Annotated in this window: 21 protein-coding genes; 14 read left to right on the top strand and 7 right to left on the bottom strand. The window is 69.0% G+C overall.

Annotated elements, in window-relative coordinates; genetic code table 11:
* The first annotated feature begins 53 nt into the window (after nt 1-53).
* The 9 genes from rsfS to ACQY76_RS05530 all read left to right on the top strand — a co-directional run bounded on the left by rsfS (nt 54) and on the right by ACQY76_RS05530 (nt 10,171).
* Nucleotides 54-467 carry a ribosome silencing factor gene (rsfS, locus tag ACQY76_RS05570; protein WP_428031903.1) on the top strand — a complete coding sequence of 138 codons (414 nt, stop codon included), beginning with the start codon at nt 54-56 and terminating at the stop codon, nt 465-467.
* A 7-nt stretch (nt 468-474) separates the two neighbouring features.
* The gene (gene rlmH, locus ACQY76_RS05565; protein ID WP_428031902.1) at nt 475-957 is read left to right on the top strand and encodes a 23S rRNA (pseudouridine(1915)-N(3))-methyltransferase RlmH; all 483 of its coding nucleotides are present in this window, start codon (nt 475-477) and stop codon (nt 955-957) included.
* A 143-nt stretch (nt 958-1,100) separates the two neighbouring features.
* On the top strand, nt 1,101-2,342 hold the full coding sequence (locus tag ACQY76_RS05560; RefSeq protein WP_428031901.1) for a murein hydrolase activator EnvC family protein: 1,242 nt from the start codon (nt 1,101-1,103) through the stop codon (nt 2,340-2,342).
* Nucleotides 2,339-3,688 carry a S41 family peptidase gene (locus tag ACQY76_RS05555; RefSeq protein ID WP_428031900.1) on the top strand — a complete coding sequence of 450 codons (1,350 nt, stop codon included), beginning with the start codon at nt 2,339-2,341 and terminating at the stop codon, nt 3,686-3,688. Before ACQY76_RS05560 ends, ACQY76_RS05555 begins: the two co-directional genes overlap by 4 nt.
* A 198-nt stretch (nt 3,689-3,886) precedes the next feature.
* Nucleotides 3,887-4,264, top strand: coding sequence for a hypothetical protein (locus tag ACQY76_RS05550; RefSeq protein WP_428031899.1), 378 nt, complete (start codon nt 3,887-3,889; stop codon nt 4,262-4,264).
* 86 nt (nt 4,265-4,350) lie between these two features.
* Nucleotides 4,351-4,863, top strand: a complete 513-nt coding sequence (locus ACQY76_RS05545) for an RNA pyrophosphohydrolase (protein WP_428031898.1) — start codon at nt 4,351-4,353, stop codon at nt 4,861-4,863.
* A 126-nt stretch (nt 4,864-4,989) separates the two neighbouring features.
* Complete coding sequence (locus ACQY76_RS05540; protein WP_428031897.1) at nt 4,990-5,712, top strand: TetR/AcrR family transcriptional regulator; 723 nt, start codon at nt 4,990-4,992, stop codon at nt 5,710-5,712.
* Nucleotides 5,709-6,971 (top strand): efflux RND transporter periplasmic adaptor subunit, encoded by a 1,263-nt coding sequence (locus ACQY76_RS05535; protein WP_428031896.1) that lies wholly within the window; start codon nt 5,709-5,711, stop codon nt 6,969-6,971. The genes ACQY76_RS05540 and ACQY76_RS05535 overlap by 4 nt, the downstream gene beginning before the upstream one ends.
* Complete coding sequence (locus ACQY76_RS05530; protein WP_428031895.1) at nt 6,971-10,171, top strand: efflux RND transporter permease subunit; 3,201 nt, start codon at nt 6,971-6,973, stop codon at nt 10,169-10,171. The genes ACQY76_RS05535 and ACQY76_RS05530 overlap by 1 nt, the downstream gene beginning before the upstream one ends.
* A 150-nt stretch (nt 10,172-10,321) precedes the next feature.
* On the opposite strand, the gene ACQY76_RS05525 is transcribed toward ACQY76_RS05530, so the two are convergent.
* The 5 genes from ACQY76_RS05525 to ACQY76_RS05505 form a co-directional block, all read right to left on the bottom strand.
* Nucleotides 10,322-10,999 carry an LON peptidase substrate-binding domain-containing protein gene (locus ACQY76_RS05525; protein WP_428031894.1) on the bottom strand — a complete coding sequence of 226 codons (678 nt, stop codon included), beginning with the start codon at nt 10,997-10,999 and terminating at the stop codon, nt 10,322-10,324.
* 45 nt (nt 11,000-11,044) lie between these two features.
* Entirely contained in the window at nt 11,045-11,971 is a 927-nt protein-coding gene (trxA, locus tag ACQY76_RS05520) for a thioredoxin (RefSeq protein ID WP_428031893.1), read from the bottom strand.
* Between the two features lie 75 nt (nt 11,972-12,046).
* On the bottom strand, nt 12,047-12,586 hold the full coding sequence (locus ACQY76_RS05515) for a prolyl-tRNA synthetase associated domain-containing protein (RefSeq protein ID WP_428031892.1): 540 nt from the start codon (nt 12,584-12,586) through the stop codon (nt 12,047-12,049).
* A gap of 129 nt (nt 12,587-12,715) precedes the next feature.
* Entirely contained in the window at nt 12,716-13,822 is a 1,107-nt protein-coding gene (locus ACQY76_RS05510) for an alginate O-acetyltransferase AlgX-related protein (protein WP_428031891.1), read from the bottom strand.
* Between the two features lie 14 nt (nt 13,823-13,836).
* Nucleotides 13,837-15,252, bottom strand: coding sequence for an MBOAT family O-acyltransferase (locus tag ACQY76_RS05505; protein ID WP_428031890.1), 1,416 nt, complete (start codon nt 15,250-15,252; stop codon nt 13,837-13,839).
* Between the two features lie 227 nt (nt 15,253-15,479).
* On the opposite strand from ACQY76_RS05505, the gene ACQY76_RS05500 reads away from it, so the two are divergent.
* The gene (locus ACQY76_RS05500; protein ID WP_428031889.1) at nt 15,480-16,283 is read left to right on the top strand and encodes a gamma-glutamyl-gamma-aminobutyrate hydrolase family protein; all 804 of its coding nucleotides are present in this window, start codon (nt 15,480-15,482) and stop codon (nt 16,281-16,283) included.
* A 57-nt stretch (nt 16,284-16,340) separates the two neighbouring features.
* Here the strand turns inward: ACQY76_RS05500 and ACQY76_RS05495 are convergent, their stop codons facing one another.
* Entirely contained in the window at nt 16,341-17,015 is a 675-nt protein-coding gene (locus ACQY76_RS05495) for a GntR family transcriptional regulator (protein ID WP_428031888.1), read from the bottom strand.
* 110 nt (nt 17,016-17,125) lie between these two features.
* On the opposite strand from ACQY76_RS05495, the gene ACQY76_RS05490 reads away from it, so the two are divergent.
* On the top strand, nt 17,126-17,353 hold the full coding sequence (locus ACQY76_RS05490; RefSeq protein ID WP_428031887.1) for a Trm112 family protein: 228 nt from the start codon (nt 17,126-17,128) through the stop codon (nt 17,351-17,353).
* Nucleotides 17,354-17,356: 3 nt separating this feature from the next.
* Here the strand turns inward: ACQY76_RS05490 and ACQY76_RS05485 are convergent, their stop codons facing one another.
* Complete coding sequence (locus ACQY76_RS05485; RefSeq protein ID WP_428031886.1) at nt 17,357-18,589, bottom strand: ubiquinone biosynthesis hydroxylase; 1,233 nt, start codon at nt 18,587-18,589, stop codon at nt 17,357-17,359.
* Nucleotides 18,590-18,727: 138 nt separating this feature from the next.
* Here ACQY76_RS05485 and ACQY76_RS05480 point away from each other — a divergent pair, with 138 nt between their 5' ends.
* The 3 genes from ACQY76_RS05480 (at nt 18,728) to ACQY76_RS05470 (ending at nt 21,657) form a co-directional block, all read left to right on the top strand.
* Nucleotides 18,728-19,606, top strand: a complete 879-nt coding sequence (locus tag ACQY76_RS05480) for an acyl-CoA thioesterase (RefSeq protein ID WP_428031885.1) — start codon at nt 18,728-18,730, stop codon at nt 19,604-19,606.
* A 296-nt stretch (nt 19,607-19,902) separates the two neighbouring features.
* Nucleotides 19,903-20,241: a P-II family nitrogen regulator gene (locus ACQY76_RS05475; RefSeq protein ID WP_013168191.1), complete on the top strand. Its 339-nt coding sequence runs from the start codon at nt 19,903-19,905 to the stop codon at nt 20,239-20,241.
* A gap of 51 nt (nt 20,242-20,292) precedes the next feature.
* Complete coding sequence (locus ACQY76_RS05470) at nt 20,293-21,657, top strand: ammonium transporter (protein WP_428031884.1); 1,365 nt, start codon at nt 20,293-20,295, stop codon at nt 21,655-21,657.
* Nucleotides 21,658-21,684 lie beyond the last annotated feature (27 nt).

Genomic DNA, 21,684 nt, shown 5'->3' with positions numbered 1-21,684 from the left:
GGTCCGCCGGGGGCGATGCGGTTTCGACGAGAGGATCAGGACCCCTGTCCATCATGGCGCTTGCAGCGGCCGACACCAGCCCGGCGACTGCACCTGTCTCTGACGCGCGCTTCGACGCCGAGGAGATTCTTGCCCTCGTTCTCGCCCGTCTCGATGATGACCAGGCCGAGGACGTCGTGTCCATCGAACTGCGCGGCAAGACGACCATCGCCGATTACATGGTCGTCGCTTCCGGCCGCGCCCAGCGCCATGTCGGCGCCATTGCCGAGCACCTCGTCGAGGCGCTCAAGGCGCGTGGCGTCAAGGGCGTGCGGGTCGAGGGCTTTCCGGCCTGCGACTGGGTGCTGATCGATGCGAGCGACGTCATCGTCCATGTCTTCCAGCCGGAAGTGCGCGGGTTCTACAACATCGAGAAGATGTGGTCGGCCGCCATTCCCGGCGGTCCGGCGAATTTGACGCGCGGCTGAGCGCGCCTTGCGCCTGCTGCTTCTCGCCGTGGGCCGGCTGAAGGCCGGGCCCGAGAGAGAATTGTGCGCGCGCTATCTCGACCGCGCCGGCAAGGGCGGCCGCTCGCTCGGCCTTTCCGGGCCTGATGTGACCGAGATCGCCGAAAGCCCGGCACGGCGCCCCGAGGACCGCATGGCGGAGGAGGGCGCCGCGCTGATCGCCGCCCTGCCGGAGGCCGGTGCCGTCATGGCGCTCGATCCGCGCGGGCTGGAGATGAGTTCTGAGCAGATTGCCGCCGATCTCGCCGCCCTGCGCGACCGCGGCGCGCGCCACCTCGTTTTCGTGATCGGCGGCGCCGACGGGCTGAGCGAGGCGGTGCGCGGGCGCGCCGACCGGATGATCGCCTTCGGCCGCGCCACCTTTCCCCACCAGCTGGTCCGCGTCATGATGGCCGAGCAGATCTACCGCGCGACGACGATCCTCGCAGGCCATCCCTACCACAAGGCCTGAACGGGCGCCGGCGCGCTAACCTCACCTTAACCATGCCGGCCCTTCCTACTCCGATGCCCGTGCGCCGCACCGCTTCGCCCCCCGCGCCTCATCCGCTTCGCGCGGCGGGTTGGCGCGCCTGTGCGCTGGGGTTGGGGCTATGGGTGGCGCCGTCGCTCGCCCAATCGCCACCGCCGCCCTCGCAGGAACAGCAGCAACGGATCGAGCGGCTCGACGCCGAGCTGAAGGATTCCACCGCCGCGCAGACCCGCCTTGCCACGGAGATGGCGGCGCTGGAGGGCGACCGGGCCAAGCTGAACGAGGCCTTGCTCGATACCGCGATACGGGTGCGCGACACCGAGGCCAAGCTCGACACCAGCGAGCAGCGCCTGCTGCAGCTCAGCCGCGAGGCGGCCGACATCAAGGAATCGCTCGACGCCCGCCGGGCGGTGCTGGCCGAGGTGCTGGGGGGGCTGGTGCGGCTGGGTCGCCGGCCGCCGCCCGCACTGATGGTGCGCCCCGACGACGCGCTGCAGTCGATCCGCTCCGCCATGCTGCTCGGCGCCGTGCTGCCAGAACTGAAGGCGGAGACCGACCTGCTGGCCAGCGAGCTCGCCGCGCAGGAGCGCGTGCGGCAGGACAGCGCCCGCGAACGCGACGCTCTCGCAGAATTGAAACTCTCCCTTGCCGATGAGCGGGCGCGCACGGCCGCCCTCATCGACGAGAAGAAGAAGTCGCTGCAGGAGGGCGAGGCGGCCCTGACCGAGGAGAAGACCCGCGCCGCCGCGCTCGCCGCCGAGGCGGGCAATGTGCGTGAGTTGATGGAGCGGATGGAGACCGAGGTCTCGGCCACCCGCAAGGCCGCCCAGGATGCGGCGCAAACCGAGGCGGGGCAAGGGGCCGGTGGCGGGCCGGCCGACCGTCTGGCGGCGCTGCAGAACCCGGGACGGCTGGCGCCCGGGGTGCCGTTCGAGGACGCGAAGGGGTTGCTGCGGTTGCCGGTCGGCGGCGCTTCGCTGAAGGCCTTCGGCGCCGATGACGGCTATGGCGGGCAGGAAAAGGGCCTGTCGCTCGCCACCCGCGTCGAGGCGCAGGTGGCCTCACCGAGCGATGGCTGGGTGGTGTATGCCGGGCCTTTCCGCTCATATGGACAACTGTTAATTATCAATGCCGGCGGCGGGTATCATATCCTGCTGGCCGGAATGGATAAGATCACTGTGGAATTGGGTCAGTTCGTGCTGTCGGGCGAGCCGGTGGGAGTGATGGGGCGTGGTCCCCAGCTCGTGTCGTCGGCCGGCCTTGGAACCGCCCAACCCATTCTCTACGTCGAGTTCCGGAAGGATGGTAACTCGATCGATCCAACGCCATGGTGGGCGACGAGCGAAAGCGAGAAGGTACGCGGATGATGCGCAGGACGTCAGTATTTCTCTTCGGTGCGGCGGCCGGCGCCTTGATCGCGGTCGGTGCCACCCAGCCGCGGCTGCTGCTGCAGCCGACCCAGGCGATGGCCGCCGCCTCGGATACCTACCGCCAGCTCAACCTGTTCGGCGACGTGTTCGAGCGCGTACGCGCCGACTATGTCGAGAAGCCGGAAGATTCGAAGCTGGTCGAAGCCGCCATCAACGGCATGCTGTCCTCGCTCGATCCGCACTCGACCTACATGGACGCGAAGGATTTCCGCGACATGCAGGTGCAGACCCGCGGCCAGTTCGGCGGGCTCGGCATCGAGGTGACGATGGAGGACGGGCTGGTCAAGGTCGTCGCCCCGATCGACGACACCCCGGCGGCCAAGGCGGGCGTGCAGGCGGGCGATCTCATCGCCAAGCTCGACGGCGACGAGGTGAAGGGCATGACCCTGAACCAGGCCGTCGAAAAGATGCGCGGCGCCGTGAACACCCCGATCAAGCTCACCATCGTCCGCAAGGGCGCGGACAAGCCGATCGAGCTGTCGATCACCCGCGACATCATCAACATCAAGTCGGTGCGTGCCCGTGTCGAGAACGGAGACATCGGCTATATCCGCATCACCTCCTTCAGCGAGCAGACTGGCGAAGGCCTGAAGAAGGCGGTTGCCGACCTCACCAAGCAGATCGGCGAGGACAAGCTCAAGGGCTTCATCATCGACCTGCGCAATAATCCGGGCGGGCTGCTCGACCAGGCGATCGACGTCTCCGACACCTTCCTCGACCGCGGCGAAATCGTCTCCACCCGCGGCCGCGACCCCGAGCAGACCGAGCGGCGCAATGCGCGGCCCGGCGACCTCGCCAAGGGCAAGCCGATCATCGTGCTGGTCAATGGCGGCTCAGCCTCGGCCTCGGAAATCGTCGCCGGCGCCCTGCAGGACCACAAGCGCGCCACGGTGCTCGGCTCGCTGTCCTTCGGCAAGGGCTCGGTGCAGACGGTCATCCCGGTTTCCGGCAATGCCGCGATCAAGCTGACCACCGCGCGCTACTACACGCCGTCGGGCCGCTCGATCCAGGCCAAGGGTATCCAGCCGGACATCGAGCTGGTGCAGGACGTGCCGCAGGATGTGAAGGAGAAGGCCGAGGCTGCCGGTGTCGAGACCACGCGCGGCGAGGCCTCGCTCAAGGGCCACCTGAAGAACGGCGAGGACGAGCAGACCGGCTCGCCGGCCTATGTGCCGCCGGAGCCCAAGGACGACACCCAGCTCAAGCTGGCGATCGACCTGATCGAGGGCGTGCAGAAGAACGCCGCCTACCCGGCCGACCCCAAGGCCGCCGTCCCGAACTGACCGCGACCCGGCGCGCGCCTCGCCGCGCCGTGATCGCCCCCCTGAGGCCCGCTCTCGCCGAGAGCGGGCCTTCGCTTTTTTGCGCTGCCGCCGCGTCCGCCCGATTCTGCCGCGATCCTGCCTTGGTCGGCGGCGACAAAGGCAGCCATGAACAGAGTGCGTCCCCTCCGCCTCCCGCATGCCCGCTCGTCGGGAACGATGTCGTCGACGGAGACGCTGCCCGGCGAGGATGCCGGCCGCGACAGCGCCTGTCATTACGCGGCGGTCGGCATCTTCGGCGTCGCCGCGCTGGCGATCGTCAGCCTCGCCGTCACCGCCTATGCCTTCCGCGACAGCGCGCCGCTGGCGTCGCAGGCCGCTCCCTTCGCCCATGGCGACGATGGCTTCCCGATGATCGGCATCGCCGGCGACATGCCGACGCTGCGCCCGAGCCTCGGTGCCGATGACGGCGACAGCATCACCGTGTTCGACGGCGCGACCGGGCGAAGCGAAGTGATGTCGCGGCCCGGCCCTCTCGACACCGCCGACGCCGCGCATTTCACCGGCGCGGACAGCGGGGCGGCGTTAACCCCGTGACGAAGCGGCGGCGCGCGGCCCCTACGCGCGGGCGTCCGCCTCGCCTATGATCCTGCCGGCGCGTGCGTTCCAGACCCCGGTGCTTCATGATCCCTTTCGACCAGCTTCCCTATCGCCCCTGCGTCGGGGTGGTGCTCGTCAATCGCGCCGGGCTTGTCTTTCTCGGCCAGCGCCTCGGCGGGCCGGAAAAGGTCGATGCCCAGCACGCGTGGCAGATGCCGCAGGGCGGCATCGACGAGGGCGAGAGCCCCGAGGAAGCGGCGCTGCGCGAACTCTATGAGGAGACCAACGTTTCCTCCGTCGAGACGCTGGCTGTCGCACCCGACTGGTTCGCCTACGACCTGCCGGAGCCCATCGCTCGCAAGGCCTGGAAGGGACGCTATCGCGGGCAGAAGCAGAAATGGATCGCGCTGCGTTTCACCGGCACGGATGACGAGATCGACGTTCGCCATCCGGGCGGGGGCCATCACAAGCCGGAATTCATCGGCTGGCGCTGGGAGCGGCTGGAGCGGACACCGGAATTGATCGTCCCCTTCAAGCGCCCCGTCTATGAGCGGGTCGCGGACGCGTTCCACGCCGTGGTGGCGCCGGCGGAATAGACGGCGACGGCATGAGCGCGCCCCGTCTCCCGGCACCGATGGATATGCGAACGAACGTTCGTTCTTGACTCGTTTCCGGCGCATGTCTAAATGCGAACGAACGTTCGCTCCCATTATGGATGGTCGATGACCGCGCATCTTTCCCGCATCTCCGTACCGCCGCCCGGCGAGAAGCCCGCTGCGCGGCGTCGCGGCACGACGGCTCCGCCGGCGTCTTCCGGCGCGATGCCGGAAGATGCGCCGCGCCGCGAGCCGCGCCGGCGGGTGCTGGATGCCGCCATCGCCTGCTTCACCCGCGCCGGCTTCCACGGCACCTCGATGCAGCAGATCTGCACCGAGGCCGGCATGAGCCCCGGCGCGCTCTACCGCTATTTCCCCTCCAAGGAGGCGATCATCATCGCCATCGTGGATGAGGAGCGCGCGATGCGGATGAGCTGCCTCGAACTCCTGGAGACCGCGCCGAGCTTCGTCGAAGGCCTCGCCCGCATGGGCGACGTGCTGTTCTCGGCGCAGACGCCGATGGTGTGCCTCGAGCTCGGGCCGGAAATCTATGCCGAGGCGGCGCGCAACCCGGCGCTGAAGCCGACCTTCGACGCTGTCGAGGACGAGATGAACGCGGCGATCCGCGCGCATCTGGTTGCCGCGCAGGCGCGGGGCGAGATCGATGCGGGCATCGACCCGGATGTCGCCATGCTGATGATCAACGCCATCGGCGACGGCCTGGTGCTGCGCCACAGCCTGGAGCCCGGCCTGCCGCTGGGCGAGATGATGCCGGCACTCGCCGGCCTGATCGCCCGCATGCTCGCGCCCGCCACGGCGCCGACCCTTTCACCGGACCGCACACCATGACCGTGAAGCCGCCATCCCTGCGCGGGCGCGTGTTGCTCGCCCTCACCATGACCGCGGTGGTCGTCGGTCTTGCCGGCTATGCCTTCCGCGACCGGATTGCCACCGGGCTGAGCCTCGCCGAGCCGGCGCAGGCCGAGGTCGCCACCCCGGCGCCGAACGCGGTGAAGGGCATCACCATCTCCGTCGTGCCCGCCGCGCGCCGCGAGGTGGTCGAGAGCCTGCCCGTCACCGGCACGCTGGTGGCGCGCGAGGAGATCATGGTCGGGCCGCAGATCGACGGCTACCAGATCACCGAGATCCTCGTCGAGGAGGGCGACCGGGTGGAGAAGGGCCAGGTGATGGCGCGCCTGTCGCGCGACATGCTGGAGACGCTGCTCGCCCAGAACACCGCCAACTCCGCCAAGGCGCAGGCCGCCATCGCCCAGCAAAAGGCCCAGCTCCAGCAGATGCTGGCGCAGCTTACCGAGGCGGAAGCCGCGGTCGAGCGCGCCCGCACGCTGATCAAGACGGGCGCCACCTCCCAGGAAGTGCTGGACCAGCGCGAGCGCGCGGTGAAGGTTTCGACCGCCCAGGTGACGGCGGCGCAGGAGATGGTGACGGCGGCCGAGGCGGAGGCCGCCCAGATCAAGGCCACCCGCGACGAGATCGAGGTGCGGCTCGCCCGTACCGAGATCAAGGCGCCGCTGGCCGGCATCGTCTGGGCCCGCTCGGCCCGGATCGGCGCCATCGTCCTTTCCGCCAATGCCGAGCCGCTGTTCCGCATCGTCAAGGACGGCGCCATCGACCTCGATGCCGAGGTTCCCGAATCCGCGCTGCCGCGCGTAACGCCGGGCCTCGGCGTGGCGGTGACGCCGGCCGGTTTCGACGTGCCGCTGCACGGCACGGTGCGGCTTGTCGGCGCCAAGGTCGACGCCAGGACCCGCCTGGCCCGCGTGGCGGTGGCCCTGCCGGACGATACGCGGCTGCGGCCCGGCGCCTATGCGCGCGGCCTTATCGAGATCGCGCGCCATGACGGCGTGGCGCTGCCGCAATCGGCGGTGCAGTTCGCGCCGGAAGGCGTCTTCGTGCTGGTCGTCGAGGGCGATCTCGTCCGCCAGCGCGCGGTGAAGATCGGGCTCAAGGGCAACGGCTTCGTCGAGGTGCTGGAAGGGGTGAGCGAGGGCGAGAGCGTCGTCGCCCGCGCCGGCGGCTTCCTGCGCGACGGCGACCGGGTGACGCCGACCCCGCTGGTGGCCGACAGCGCGAAGGACGGCGTCTGATGGCCCTCAACATCTCCGCCTGGGCGATCCGCAAGCCGGTTCCGTCCATCGTGCTGTTCGTCGTGCTGACCGCGATCGGTCTCTACACGTTCGACCAGCTGCCGATCACCCGCATGCCCAATATCGACGTGCCGATCGTCTCCGTCGCCATCACCCAGCCAGGCGCCGCGCCGAGCGAACTCGAGTCGCAGGTGACCAAGATCGTCGAGACCTCGATCGCGGGCGTGCAGGGGGTGAAGCACATCTCCTCCACCATCACCGAGGGCACCTCGCTCACCGTGGTCGAGTTCCAGCTCGAAACGCAGGTGGACCGCGCGGTGAACGACGTGCGCGACGCGGTGACCAAGGTCCGCACGGACCTGCCGCAGGACATCGAGGAGCCGCTGGTCCAGCGCGTCGATGTCGAGGGCATGGCCATCGCCACCTATGCCGCCTCCGCCCCCGCAATGACCCCGGAAGAGCTGTCCTGGTTCGTCGACGACACGCTGGTGCGTGCCCTGCAGGGCGTGCGCGGCGTCGCGCAGGTGAAGCGGGAGGGCGGCGTCGACCGCGAGATCCGCATCTCGCTCGATCCCGACAAGCTCGCGGCGCTCGGCGTGACGGCAGCGGATGTCAACCGCCAGCTCGCCGCCACCAATATCGACCTTGCCGGCGGGCGCGGCGAGATCGGCACGCAGGAACAATCCGTGCGCACGCTGGGCGGCGCCAGCACCGTGGCCGAGCTCGCCGAGACCCGCATCGCCCTGCCGGCGACCGGAGGCGGGTCCCCGCGCCATGTGCGCCTGGCCGATCTCGGCACGGTGACCGACGGGGCGGCCGAGCCGCGCATCTTCGCCCGCCTCGACGGCAAGCCGGTGGTGGCCTTCGGCGTCTACCGCGCCAAGGGCTTCTCCGACGTGGTGGTCGCCGATAATGCCGACCTGGCGCTGCGCGATCTGGAGAAGCGCCACCCGGAAGTCGCCATAACGCTGATCGACTCCACCGTGAAGTATACGCAGGCGGACTACACCTCCGCCATGCACACGCTCATCGAGGGCGCGGTGCTGGCGGTGATCGTGGTCATGCTGTTCCTGCGCGACTGGCGCGCCACCATCATCACGGCGACGGCGATCCCGCTCTCCATCCTGCCCACCTTCTGGGTGATGGACCTGCTCGGCTTCTCGCTGAACGGGGTGAGCCTGCTCGCCGTCACGCTGGTGACCGGCATTCTGGTCGACGACGCCATCGTCGAGATCGAGAACATCGTGCGCCACATGCGCATGGGGAAATCGGCCTACCGCGCGGCGATCGACGCGGCCGACGAGATCGGCCTCGCCGTGGTGGCGACCACGCTGACCATCGTGGCGGTGTTCCTGCCCGTCAGCTTCATGGGCGGCATTGCGGGCCAGTATTTCCGCCAGTTCGGTATCACGGTGGCGGTGGCGGTGCTGTTCTCGCTGCTGGTGGCGCGGCTGCTGACGCCGATGCTCGCGGCGTATTTCCTGCGCGACCATGGCCATCGCGAGAAGCCCGACAGCGCGCTGATGCGCTTCTATGTCGGGCTGCTGCACCGCTCGATCCGCCACCGCTTCCTCACCGTGGCGGCGGGCATCGTGCTGTTCATCGGCTCCATGTGGCTCTCGACCCTTCTGCCGTCGGGGTTCATCCCCAATTCCGACGTCTCCCGCTCGGTGCTGGCGCTGGAGCTGCCGCCGGGGGCGACGCTGGAGGCGACGCGACGCGTCGTCGACGAGGTCACCACCAAGCTGAACGCGCAGCCCGAGGTCGCGAGCGTCTTCGCCACCGCCGGCTCCGGTGCCACGGGCGGCTCGGTCAATGGTGCCGGCGAGGTTCGCAAGGCGACGATCATCGTCAACCTCGTGCCGCGCAGCGAGCGCACGGAGACCCAGAAGCAGTTCGAGATGCGCCTGCGCGAGGAGATCGCGCGCATTCCGGACCTGCGCTTCAATTTCGGTGCCTCGGGCGGCGCCGGCCCGGGCGGGCGCGAATTCACCATCATCCTCTCCGGCTCGGATGGCGCGGTGGTGGAAGCCACGGCGCTTGAGCTGGAACGCGAGATTCGTTCGCAGGTGAAGGGCCTGTCCAATGTGCAGACCTCGGCGGCGCTTCAGCGGCCGGAGCTGCGGGTGGTGCCGAAGCTCGCGGAGGCGGCCGAAATCGGCGTCTCGGTGGCCGACATCGCCCAGACCGTGCGCATCGCCACGCTCGGTGACGTGTCGCAGAATCTCGCCAAGTTCTCCGCCGGCGACCGCCAGGTGCCGATCCGCGTCCAGCTCGACGAAAAGGCGCGTGGGGCGCTCGCCACCTTCGAGACGCTGAAGGTGCGCACCACCTCCGGCGCCTCCGTGCCGCTGCTGTCCGTGGCGGATATCTCGTTCGGCACCGGGCCCTCCAGCCTCGACCGCTACGACCGTGCCCGGCGGGTGGCCATCGAGGCCGACCTCGCCGGCAACACCCAGCTCGGCGAGGCGCTGGCGGAGGTCTATGCGCTTCCGGGCGCCAAGAACCTCCCGCCCAGCGTGGTGCTGAAGGAGACCGGCGACGCCGAGATCATGGCCGAAGTGTTCGGCGGCTTTGCTACCGCCATGGGCGCCGGCGTGATGATGGTGCTGGCGGTGCTGGTGCTGCTGTTCGCCAATGTGCTGCAGCCGATCACCATCCTGATCGCGCTGCCGCTGTCGGTAGGCGGCGCCTTCATTGCGCTCCTGCTCACCAACAACGCCATGACGCTGCCGGTGGTGATCGGCTTCCTCATGCTGATGGGCATCGTGACCAAGAACGCCATCCTGCTGGTCGATTTCGCCATCGAGGCCGTGCATGCGGGGGTAGACCGCACCACGGCGCTGATCGAGGCCGGCCGCAAGCGGGCGCAGCCGATCATCATGACCACTATCGCCATGGTGGCGGGCATGATGCCCTCGGCGCTCGGGCTGGGCGAGGGCGGCGACTTCCGCTCGCCAATGGCGATCGCGGTCATCGGCGGGCTGATCGCCTCCACCTTGCTGTCGCTGGTTTTCGTGCCGGCGGTGTTCACCCTGATGGACGATTTCGGACGGCTGATGGTGCGGATCTTCGGGCGCTTCGTCGGCGCCCGCGACGAGCCGGACGAGCATGGCGAGGCACCGGCGGTGCGCACGGGCCTGCACGCCGTCGATGCCGGGCCACATTCCACGCCCCGCCCGCCGATCGCGGCGGAGTGAGAGGCGGCGCATCCCGCCGATCCGGGGCCCAGGCGGCCGGGGCGGGGCGCGTTCGGTTAAAACGGGAAATAGCCAAAGGGTTTTGCGGTGGGTCCCGGCTCTGCGCTTCGGCTGTGCCTGCGCGTGGCCGGGACACGGGTGAGGCGGGGGCTATTGCAGCGTGCCGTCGCCCTCGCCACCGGTGCGGGCCATGGTCATCTGGGTGACGGCGATCAGCATCTCGGCGCGCGAGGCGAGGCTCGGGGCCTCCAGCAGCGCCTGCTTCTCGCGCGGACCGAACGGCGCCATCATGGCGAGCGCGTTGACCAGCGCTTCATTGGGCGCATCCTTGATGCTCTTCCAATCCGCTTCCAGCCGGTTGGCGTCGAGATAGTCGGCCAGCGTGCGCAGCAGCGTGCCGCGATCCACCGCATCGGCGCCGGCATTGGGCGTGAAATCGGCGCGGAACGGTTCGTAATCGACCTTGGCCTGCCGGAACGGCGTGCCGGAATCAACCTCGGCCACCACCTTGAAGCGGGCGATCCCGCTGAGATTGAGCAAATAGCGCCCGTCCCCGCTCTCGGCGATCTCGGTGATGCGGCCGACGCAGCCCACCCCGACGATCTCCGGCGCGCCCGGCACGGTGAGCGCCGGCTGCTCGGGGGCGGTCTGGATGATGCCGATCAGCCGGTTGCCGGCCAGCGCCGCGTCGATCATCGCGACATAGCGCGGCTCGAACACGTTGAGCGGCAGCTGGCAGCGCGGCAGCAGCAGCGCCCCCTCCAGCGGGAAGAGCGGGATGATCGACGCCAGCTCGGACGGGGCGGTGTAGGGGTTGTTGATCGCCATTGGGTTCCTTGCGGCACGCCGCGTGGCCTGTCGGGGCCGACAGTGTCAGGCGAACAGGATGGAGGACAGGCGGCGCCGGCCATAGAGCGTGTGCTCGTCGGTCGGGCCCCATGCCTCGAAGAACTGCACCAGCTGCTTGCGGGCGCCGTCATCGTTCCAGGTGCGGTCCTTGCGGACGATGGAAAGCAGCTCGTCCACCGCCTCCTCGCGCTTGCCGCGGGCGCTGAGCGCCACGGCGAGATCGTAGCGCGCCTGGTGGTCGAGCGGGTTGGCGGCGACCTTGGCCTCCAGCTCCCGCACATCGCCCAAGGCGCTCGCCGCCTCTTCCAGATCGATGGCGGCGCGGACGGCGGCGATGGCGCTATCCGTGGCGGCGGCCTCCGGTGCCAGCGCGAGGGTGGCGCGGGCCTGTTCGAGATTGCCGGCGGCCAGCTCGGTGCGGGCGAGGCCGGCAATGGCGGCGAGATTGGCCGGCTCCTCGCCCAGCACGGCCGAGAAGATTTCCGCCGCCCCGACGAGATCGCCCTCGGCGAGCGCCGCGTCGCCGCTGGCGAGGATCTCGGCGATGTCATCGCCCCCGCCAGAGGCAACCAGCAGCTTGTCGACCAGCGCCTTGATCTGCGCCTCCGGCTGCGCGCCCATGAAGCCGTCGACCGGCTGGCCGTTGACGAAGGCATAGACGGTGGGCAGCGACTGGATGCCGAGCTGCTGGGCGACGGCGGGGTGCTCGTCGGTGTTCATCTTGGCGAGACGCACCTTGCCCTTGGCCGCGCGCACCACCTTCTCGATGATGGGGGTGAGCTGGCGGCAGGGGCCGCACCAGGGGGCCCAGAAGTCGACCAGCACCGGGCGCAGGCGCGATTCCTCAACCACGTCCTTCATGAAGCTCTTGGTGGTGACGTCCATCACCACATCGTCGCCGGCCGGCGCATCGCCAGCGGCGGCGGGGGAGGAAGGCTGGTTCAGCAACATGGGTCGTCCTCGCAATAGGTGCTCGTACTCGGCGTCTAAAATGGTCTGCCCGGCCGCGAATGCAACGGGCGGCGCCTAGCCCTCGCTCTCCGATACGTTGCGGCGGGGCACCGCGATGATGAGCGGTTCGTGGCCGGTGGCGCGCAGGAAGAGGAGGAGATCGGCACTGGCGATGGTGGTCGTGGCGGTGTTCACCAGCGGGTGGCAGTTGACCGCCTCATGCGCCATCAGCCCGGCGTCGAGCACGACGGTGACACGGCCGCCCGTGTCGTTGACCGGCCCGAAGGCGGTGACGGCGCCGGGCTTCACCCCGAGCACCTCTTCCAGCAGTTCGGCGCTGCCGAAGGAGAGCTTGCTCGCCGCGCCGAGGGGGCCGTGCAGGCCCTTGAGATCGACCTGCGTCTCCTCCTCGACGACGACCAGGAAGAGGTTGCCCTTCTTGTCCTTGAGGAACAGGTTCTTGGTGTGGCCGCCGGGAATATCGCCGCGCAGGGCCTGCGAATCCTCCACCGTGAACAGCGGGGGGTGCTCGACCGTGCGCGTGGCGATGCCGAGCGCGGCAAGGCGGGCGAGGAGGTCGTCGCGGGACAGCGGGGCGGAGGGGGCGTCTGACATGGCGGGGATCGCAAAAGCGGCAGGGAGAAAAGGGCGTCGGCGGGTTTTAATGCCTTGCCGCCATTGGCCGCAAGCGCCGGCGGCATCCGGCGCGGCGCAACGGTTTGGAGGGCGTCTCGGCGGGGACGGTCACGGCAGCTCCACCCGCAGGGGATGGTTGGAGCAGGGCAGGAAGCGCTCGGTCGGCGCGTAGATCAGGATGTCCGGCTTGAAGCGGTCGATGAGGCCACGGTCGAGCTGACAGCTCTGGTGGTGCGTCCATAGGAAGGCCGAGCTTTGGGCGGCCAGCAGCCCGCGCCAGAAGCTGCGGGTGAAGGAATCGCCCATCACCATGATGCGTGGGCCGGCATGGCCGGTTTCCACGGCCTCGGTAGGGAAGAGCGGGTTCTCATTGCCGGTGATCATCCCGTCGAGGGGCTTCAGGCCCTGCGGGGCGGCGAAGGCCGGATTCCACTGATAGCGCTCGTCGGGCGGGTCGCGCTGGTCGAGGCCGCCGAGACGCAGCAGGTCGCCGCCCGGCTTGACGACGCGCGGGCCCAGCGCCTGTTCCGGGCTGACCGCGAGGTCCGGCCGGCCGGCGGCCGTCATCGCGGCATTGAAGGCGACGAGCGCGGCACGCTCGTTCCAGTGCGTGTCGTAGCGGAAATAAGTCCGCCCGTCCTTCGAGGCCGCCGCGAGGAGCGGGCGCAGGTCCACGAAGGGCGTGCCCTCCGCCGCGAGGCCTGCCGCAATGAGATCATACTCGGTCGGCGCCTTCTTCTGCCGCCGCGCATAGGCCGGCAGCTGATCGAAGTTCACGGTGTGCGCATTGGGCGGGATGAGAAGGACGAAGCGCCCGCCCAGCGCCGTCTCCTGCGCGTCGAGCGACGTGGCGAAGTCGATGAAGGCGGCGACCATCTTGGGCCGCACCAACTGGCCGATGGACTGCTCGAGCGCGTTGTTGTCGCGGATGAAGAGCACGCCGCCCTCGCCCTGCAGCACCCGCTCGCCCTGCGGCGCGTCGATGAAGCGCAGATAGGACTGGTGCGCAGCCAGCACCGCGCCACGAAAGCCGAAGGCGTTGTTGATGTAGGGGTCGAGGCGCTGGGAGGCGTGCTCCCACCAGCGCGCCTCGGGCTCCAGCACGGTGCGCATCGGCGCGGGCATGTCCGGCACGATAAGGCCGAGGGTCGGCAACGAGAGAATGGCGACGAAGAGAAGTGCCCACCAGCGGCGGAAGGCCATGAGCAGCGGCATCGTCTCCCTCCCCCTCAGAACCGGAAATAGAGGAAGGGCGAATAGGTCGCCGCTCCCACCGACAGGACGCACAGGCCGAACAGCAGCGCCACCACCACGGTGTCGGTAACCCCGAACAGCGCAAGTCGCAGCCGCTGCGACAGCGCCTTCCCGCTGGGCCGGGGCAGGCCGAACATGGCGAGCGGCCAGGCCAGCACCATGATGGCGATCGTCACCGGCTGGAGATCGGCGATCAGGTTGACCGAGAGCGGCCCCGCGCCGTTGAGCCCGGCGAGCCCGGCGAACAGGTCGAGCGCCTGTGGCAGGCTTTCGGCGCGGAACCACACCCAGCTGGTGAGCACCACCAGCAGCACATAGGCATGGTTCACCACGCGCGGCGCGGCGCGGAGCGCCGCCCCGAGGCGGGTGCGCTCCAGCACCAGGAAGCTGCCGTGGTGGATGCCCCAGATGACGAAGTTCCAGCTGGCGCCGTGCCACAGGCCGCAGAGCAGGAACACCGTCCAGAGATTCAGGGCCGTAAACAGATGGCCGCGCCGGTTGCCGCCGAGCGGGATGTAGACATAGTCGCGGAACCAGCTCGACAGGCTCATATGCCAGCGGCGCCAGAAATCGGTGATCGAAAGCGCGCCATAGGGCAGGTTGAAGTTGCGCGGGAATTTCAGCCCCATGGCGACCGCGAGGCCGATCGCCATGTTGGAATAGCCGCCGAAGTCGAAATAGATCTGCAGCGCATAGGCGCTGACGCCGATCCACGCCTCCCCGAGGCTCGGCGTGGTGGTGCTGTCGAACACCACCGCGACCAGCGGCGCCACCTCGTCGGCGATCAGCACCTTCCAGGACAGGCCGATGACGAAGATGCGCAGCCCCGCCGACACGCGGCCCAGCGTGGTTCGCCGCGCCCGGATGCGGTGCGCGATGGTGGAGTAGCGCACGATCGGGCCGGCGACGAGCTGCGGGAACATGGTGATGTAGACCGCAATCTCCTCGAAGCGGCCATTCGCCCGCGCCTTACCGCGATAGACGTCGACCAGATAGGAGATGGCGTGGAAGGTGAAGAACGAGATGCCCAGCGGCAGTGGCAGGTGCACGACGGGAAGCTGGGCGCCGGCCGGCAGCAGCAGGTTGACGTTCTCGGCCAGGAAGCCAGCATATTTGAAGGCGATCAGGCCCGCGAGGTTCGCCGCCACCGCGAGTGCCAGCATGCGCAGCCGCCAGGGCGCGGCGCGTGCGTCGATCAGCAATGCGAAGAGGTAGTTCGCTCCGATGGAGACGGCCAGCACCGCCACATTGGCGAGCCCGCCCCAGGCATAGAACACCAGCGAAAACGCCAGCAGCACCAGGTTGCGCGCCCGCACGCCCGGCATCGCGAAATAGCAGATCAGGAACGCCGGCAAAAAATAGAAGAGAAAGGTGACGGATGAAAAAACCATGAGCTTCCGGCGGCGGCCTGCGGCGGAGGGATGGCCCTTCATACACGAAGAATCACGCTCGGAAACTCTTGGCCATCTCCGGCCCGCGCCGCAGCGCGCAAGAGGTGCTGCCTGCGCGTGACGTAGGGCCCGCCCCGCGCTGGAGGCAGGGCGGGCGTGCGCGCCGGTGCCGTTGACAGCCGGCCGGGGGCGGGCCCACATCTGGCAGGCAGAGTGCGGGAGACATCATGCGTCCAGTCATCGGTGTGATCAGCGACGTGAAGGCGCTTGGCGGCCACGTGCTGCATGGCGTCACGGAGAAGTACATCTACGCGGTCGCGCGCGGCGCGCAGGCCATGCCCGTGCTGATTCCGGGCACGATCTCGGCGGTCGATGGCGACATGGCGCCCGAGCGCATTGTGGTCGACGAGATTCTCGATTCGGTCGACGCGCTGTTCCTGCCGGGCAGCCCTTCCAATGTCGGGCCGCAGCATTACGGCGATCTGCCGCACGACCCGCCCTTGCCGGCGGATCCGCACCGCGACGACATCTCGCTGCCGCTGATCCGCGCGGCGCTGGAGCGCGGCGTGCCGCTGTTCGGCGTGTGCCGGGGGTTCCAGGAAATGAACGTCGCGCTCGGCGGCACGCTGTTCCAGAAGCTCTACGAGCAGCCCGGCCGCTTCGACCACCGCGAGGATTCCGGCCTCGACATCGACGGCCAGTACGCGCCTGCCCATGAGGTGACGCTGGAGGCCGGCGGCCTGCTGGCGAGCCTCGCCGGGGCGACAAGCTGGCAGGTGAACTCGCTGCACGGGCAGGGCGTCGCCCGGCTGGCGCCCGGCGTCAGCGTGGAGGCGCGGGCACCGGACGGCACCATCGAGGCGTTTCGCGTGACCGACGCGCCGGGCTTCAACATGGCGATCCAGTGGCACCCGGAATGGCGCTTCTGGCAGGACAAGCTCTCCAGCGGCATTTTCACCGCCTTCGGCGCCGCCGCCCGTCTGGCGGCCGAGCGCCGGCGCGGCGGAGCGAAGCTGAAGGCGACGGGCTGAGGCTCGCTCGTCCTCCCCGCGCATGACGGCGCCGGCGTGGTGCGCGTAAAGCGCCGCCTATCCCAGCTGCGCGAGGAGGTGGCCGATGCCGTCGCGAATGTCGGCCTCGATGGCGCGGCGCAGCGCGGCCTCGTCACGGTCACGCAGCGCCGCCAGCGCCTGCGCATGGCGGTCGACGGGGTAGTGCGCCTCGAGGTCCGCCAGCGCCATGCGCATGAAAGGGCCGATCTGCAGCCACACCGATTCGATCAGCGGCAGCAGCACATTGTCCGCCCGCCCGCCATAAAGCGCGCTGTGGAAGGCCAGATTGGTCTCGATCATCGCCTCGGTGTCGCCGGCGGCCACCGCCGCGTCGGAGGCGGCATTGAGCGCGTCGAGCCGGGCGATGAAGGCGGCATCCGCAACGGTGAGCGCGCGGGCGGCGGCCTCGCATTCCAGCAGCGTGCGCGCCGCCATCAACTCCTCGAAGCGGCGGGCGGTCATCTCCGGAACCCGCACCCGGCGATTGTCGAGCAGCACCAGTGCCCGCTCGGCCACCAGCCGGCGCAGCGCCTCGCGCACCGGCATGGAGGACACGCCGAGCGCATCCGCCAGCCCGCGAATCGTCACCGCCTTGCCGGGCGGGAAGCGGCCGGCCATGACGGAGCGCCGCAGCCGGCGGAACACCCATTGCTGCAGCGTCTCGCCGTCGAGGCGCGGTTGCTGGGCGAGATCGAGCGCGGGAGAGTCCATCGTTCCGTAAGGCTGGCGGGTGGGGGGCGATGACGTGAGAATGTCAGCGAGCTGCGCTATATAGCCGGAATACGCTGCATCCGTTCGTGAAGATCGAGAGAACCCTGTCCATGGCCGCAACCCCCCAGATTCCCGCCGCGCGTTCGGGCTACGAGATCGACCCGAAGCTCCTCGAATTGCTGGTCTGCCCCGTTACCAAGGGGCCACTCGACTATGACCGGGCGGGCCATGAGCTGGTCTCCCGCGCGGCGCGGCTCGCCTACCCGATTCGCGACGGCATCCCGATCCTGCTGGCCGACGAGGCGCGGACGCTGACCGAGGAAGAGGCGGCGCGGTAGGTTCTAGAGAGCTTCCCCGCGCAGCAGGCGCGGCGAGGCCCCGCCAATGCCGGCGGCATCGCGGATGAAGAATGCCTTCAGCGCCGGAGCACGCTCGACCAGGCCGAGGCCCACGTCGCGCGCCAGCCGCACCGCGTCCGAGCGCATGCCGAACAGACGGTTGAGGCCGTCCGTCGCCATTCCCATGGCCAGCGTGTCGAAGCGGCGCCAGCGCTGATAGCGCTCCAGCACGCCCTCGCCGCCAATGTCGAGGCCGAGCCGGGCGGCGTCGGTGACCGCCTCGGCCAGCGCCGCCACGTCGCGCAGGCCCATATTGATGCCCTGCCCGGCAATGGGATGGATGGTGTGGGCGGCGTCCCCCACCAGGGCGAAGCGATCCCCGACAAAGGCGCGCGCCATCTGGAAGCCGAGCGGGAACGCCTTCGGCTCGTCGAGGATGTCGATCTCGCCCAGCTCCAGCCCGAAGCGCTGCTCCAGTTCGTCCTTCAGCAGCACGCGGGGAAGGGAGAGCAGCCGACCGGCCGTGTCGGTCTCCTCGGTCCAGACGATGGAGCAGCGATTGCCGGTGAGCGGCAGCATGGCGAAGGGCCCGGCGGGAAGGAAATGCTCGATCGCCTTGCCGCCATGAGGGCGCTCATGGCCCACCGTCATCACGATGGCCGACTGGCCATAAGGCCAGCCGGTGACGCCGATGCCGGCCAGCGCCCGCAGCTTCGAGCGGCCTCCGTCGCAGGCGGCGAGCAGCGAGGTGGCAGCTTCCGACCCGTCGGCGAGGCGCAGCGCGGTCCGCGCCGGGGCGTGCGTGAAGCCGGCGATGCGGGTCGCCAGCAGCTCGATGCCGCGCGCTTTGGCGAGCGCGGTCATCGCGTCCTGCAGCACGGCATTGGGCACCATATGGGCGAAGGGCTCGCCGGGCTCCACTTCGCCGTCAAAGGACAGGAACACCGGGCGGGCGGCGTCGCCGAACTTCGAATCGGTGATCTCCATGGCAAGGATCGGCTCGGCCTCGGCCGCGACGCGCTCCCACACGCCGAGCGCCTCGAACAGGCGGCGGGCGCCGGCGGCGATGGCAGACGCGCGCAGGTCCGAACTCGCGGGCTGGACGGCGGCGAAGGCGGGGTCGGCAACGGCGAGACGGGCGCTGTCGCCCAATCCCTGCCGCAGCGCCAGCGCGAGGGACAGGCCGGCGAGGCCGCCGCCCGCCATTACCGCATCATATCGCTGGCCCTGCTGCATGGCGTGCGCCTCCGTCTCTCGATCATCCGCGCATTGTGCGCGGGCCATCCTATGCCTTAGCTACGCACCCCGGACAATGCGCGCGGTCAAGGCGGCTGCGCTGCCACGATCCTTGTTCAGGTGAGGAGCCGTACGCCGATGACCAACAGCGCCGCCGAACTCGTCGCCCTGCTCGATCTGGAGCGGCTGGAGGATAACCTCTTCCGGGGTGACAACCCGCCGGAATCCTGGCCGTTCCGTACCCGCGTGTTTGGCGGGCAGGTGCTGGCGCAGGCGCTGGTGGCGGCGCAGCGGACCGTGGAGGGCGCCAGCGCCCATTCCATGCACGCCTATTTCCTGCTCGGCGGCGATCCGAACGTGCCGATCATCTATGATGTCGAGCGGGTGCGTGACGGGCGCAGCTTCTCCACGCGGCGCGCGGTGGCGATCCAGCACGGGCGGCCGATCTTCATCATGTCGGTGTCGTTCCATCGCGAGGAGAAGGGGCTGGAGCACCAGCTCGACCTCGACATGGCGGTGCCCGCGCCGGAGGAGGTGCCGGGCATCGACGAACTCCCGGCGGACATTCTGGCGCGTCTGCCGGCGCCGGTGCGGAACTACTGGATGCGGCCGCGCCCCATCGAGCTGAAGCCGATCGGCCTCGGGGCCCCGGCGCAGACGCCGCGCCGCGCGCTCTGGTTCCGCGCCAATGGCGCGCTGCCGGATGACGAGGGCCTGCACCGCGCCGTGCTCGCTTATGCGAGCGACATGACGCTGCTGGAATCGACGACGGTTCTGCACGGCACCAGCGTGCTCGGCGAGACGCTGCAGGCGGCAAGCCTCGACCATGCGCTCTGGCTGCATCGCCCGTTCCGGGCCGACGACTGGCTGCTCTATGCCCAGGACAGCCCGAGTGCGGCAGGCGCCCGCGGGCTGGCGCGGGGGCTGATCTACGACAGAGCGGGCCGGCTCGTCGCCTCGGTTGCGCAGGAAGGTCTCATCCGTCCGGTAGCGCCTTCGGATCGGGCATCTGCCTAAAAATTGATCTTCATATGGCGAATGTGCGGCGGTGACTCAGGATGGGTCAGGGCGCCGACCAAGAATTGAGCAAGCGGGCCGTGTCTCACCCGCGCAGGGCGTCTCCTGCGTGCGTGGCGCAATGGCATCGCACAACCGGCCCGTGCCGCGGGAACCGTTGATGCGGCTGGGTTGGCACGTAAATTGTTTCTCTTTGCCCGGCTTGACCGAACGGTCGGAATAATCCGCCTGGCCGAGTCCGACATGAAACGCCCAGAACCCCGCCAGCGGTTCGGGGCCAAGCGGGGACACGAACCATGAAGATCGTCATGGCTATCATCAAGCCTTTCAAGCTTGAGGAAGTCCGGGATGCGCTCACTGGCATTGGTGTGCACGGACTGACCGTCACGGAGGTCAAGGGATATGGCCGGCAGAAGGGCCACACCGAGATCTATCGCGGCGCGGAATACGCGGTGAGCTTCCTGCCCAAGCTCAAGATCGAAGTCGCCGTGCCTTCCGATCAGGTTTCCAAGGTCATCGACGCGATTACCACCTCGGCCAAGACCGGCCAGATCGGCGACGGCAAGATCTTCGTCTACGCGATCGACCAGGCCGTGCGCATCCGCACCGGCGAGACCGACGCCGACGCGCTCTGAGCCCGTGCCACTGATCCCGACATTTTCCGATTGCGACGGAGCATTGAACCCATGACGACGAAGAACTGGATACGCGCGGGCCTGCCTGCGCTGGCGACGACGGCGCTCTTTGCAGCCGCCGCTTTCGCGCAGGACAACCCCGCCACCGGTGCGGAAGCCACCGCCGAGGCCGCTGCAGCGGTCGCCACGGTGGACAAGGGCGACATCACCTGGATGATGATCTCCTCCATCCTCGTGCTGTTCATGACGGTGCCGGGCCTCGCGCTGTTCTATGGCGGCCTGGTGCGCGCCAAGAACATGCTTTCCGTGCTGATGCAGGTCACGGTCATCGCTGCGGTGATGATGCTGATCTGGGTGTTCTACGGCTACTCGCTTGCCTTCACCTCGGGCAACGCCTTCATCGGCGGCTTCGAGAAGGCGTTCCTCGCTGGCGTCACGACCGAGAGCCTGGCCGACACCTTCTCGGCCAATGTGAAGATTCCGGAATATATCTTCATCGTCTTCCAGATGACCTTCTCGGCCATCACCCCGGCGCTGATCATCGGCGCGTTCGCCGAGCGCATGAAGTTTTCGGCGATCGTGCTGTTCAGCATTCTCTGGGTCACGTTCGTGTACTACCCGATCGCCCACATGGTGTGGTTCTCGGAAGGCTACCTGTTCGCGATGGGCGCGCTGGACTTCGCCGGCGGCACCGTGGTGCACATCAATGCCGGCATCGCCGGTCTGGTCGGCTGCATCATCATCGGCAAGCGCACCGGCTACGGCAAGGAACTGATGCCTCCCCACTCGCTGCCCTTCGCGATGGTCGGCGCCAGCGTCCTGTGGGTCGGCTGGTTCGGCTTCAACGCCGGCTCCAACCTCGAAGCCAATGCCGGCACCACGCTCGCCGTGATCAACACCTTCGTCGCCACCGCCGGCGCGATCGTGGGCTGGACGCTCATCGAGTGGCTGGCCAAGGGCAAGCCCTCCATGCTCGGCGCGATCTCCGGCATGGTGGCCGGCCTTGTCGCCATCACCCCGGCGGCCGGCCTTTCCGGCCCGCTCGGCGCGATCGTGCTCGGCTTCGTCGCCTCGATCGTCTGCTTCTTCTTCTGCACCACCATCAAGAACGCGCTCGGCTATGACGACAGCCTCGACGTGTTCGGCGTCCATGGCGTGGGCGGCATCGTCGGTGCCATCGGCACCGGCATCGTCGTCGCCCCGGCGCTCGGCGGCCCCGGCGTCGCCGACTACGAGATGGGCCACCAGATCTGGGTGCAGATCCAGGCGGTGGGCATGACCATCGTGTGGTGCGGCGTCGTCTCGGCGATCCTCTACTACATCGTCAACATCATCGTCGGCCTGCGTCCGTCGGTGGAGAAGGAGCGCGAGGGTCTCGACATCGTCGAGCACGGCGAGCGCGCCTACCACAGCTGATGGAGGCCTGAGCCCGGATCACCGGCA

Source organism: Ancylobacter sp. (assembly GCF_965279025.1).
Lineage (GTDB): Bacteria > Pseudomonadota > Alphaproteobacteria > Rhizobiales > Xanthobacteraceae > Ancylobacter.
This window is presented reverse-complemented; position numbering and strand designations above follow the sequence as displayed.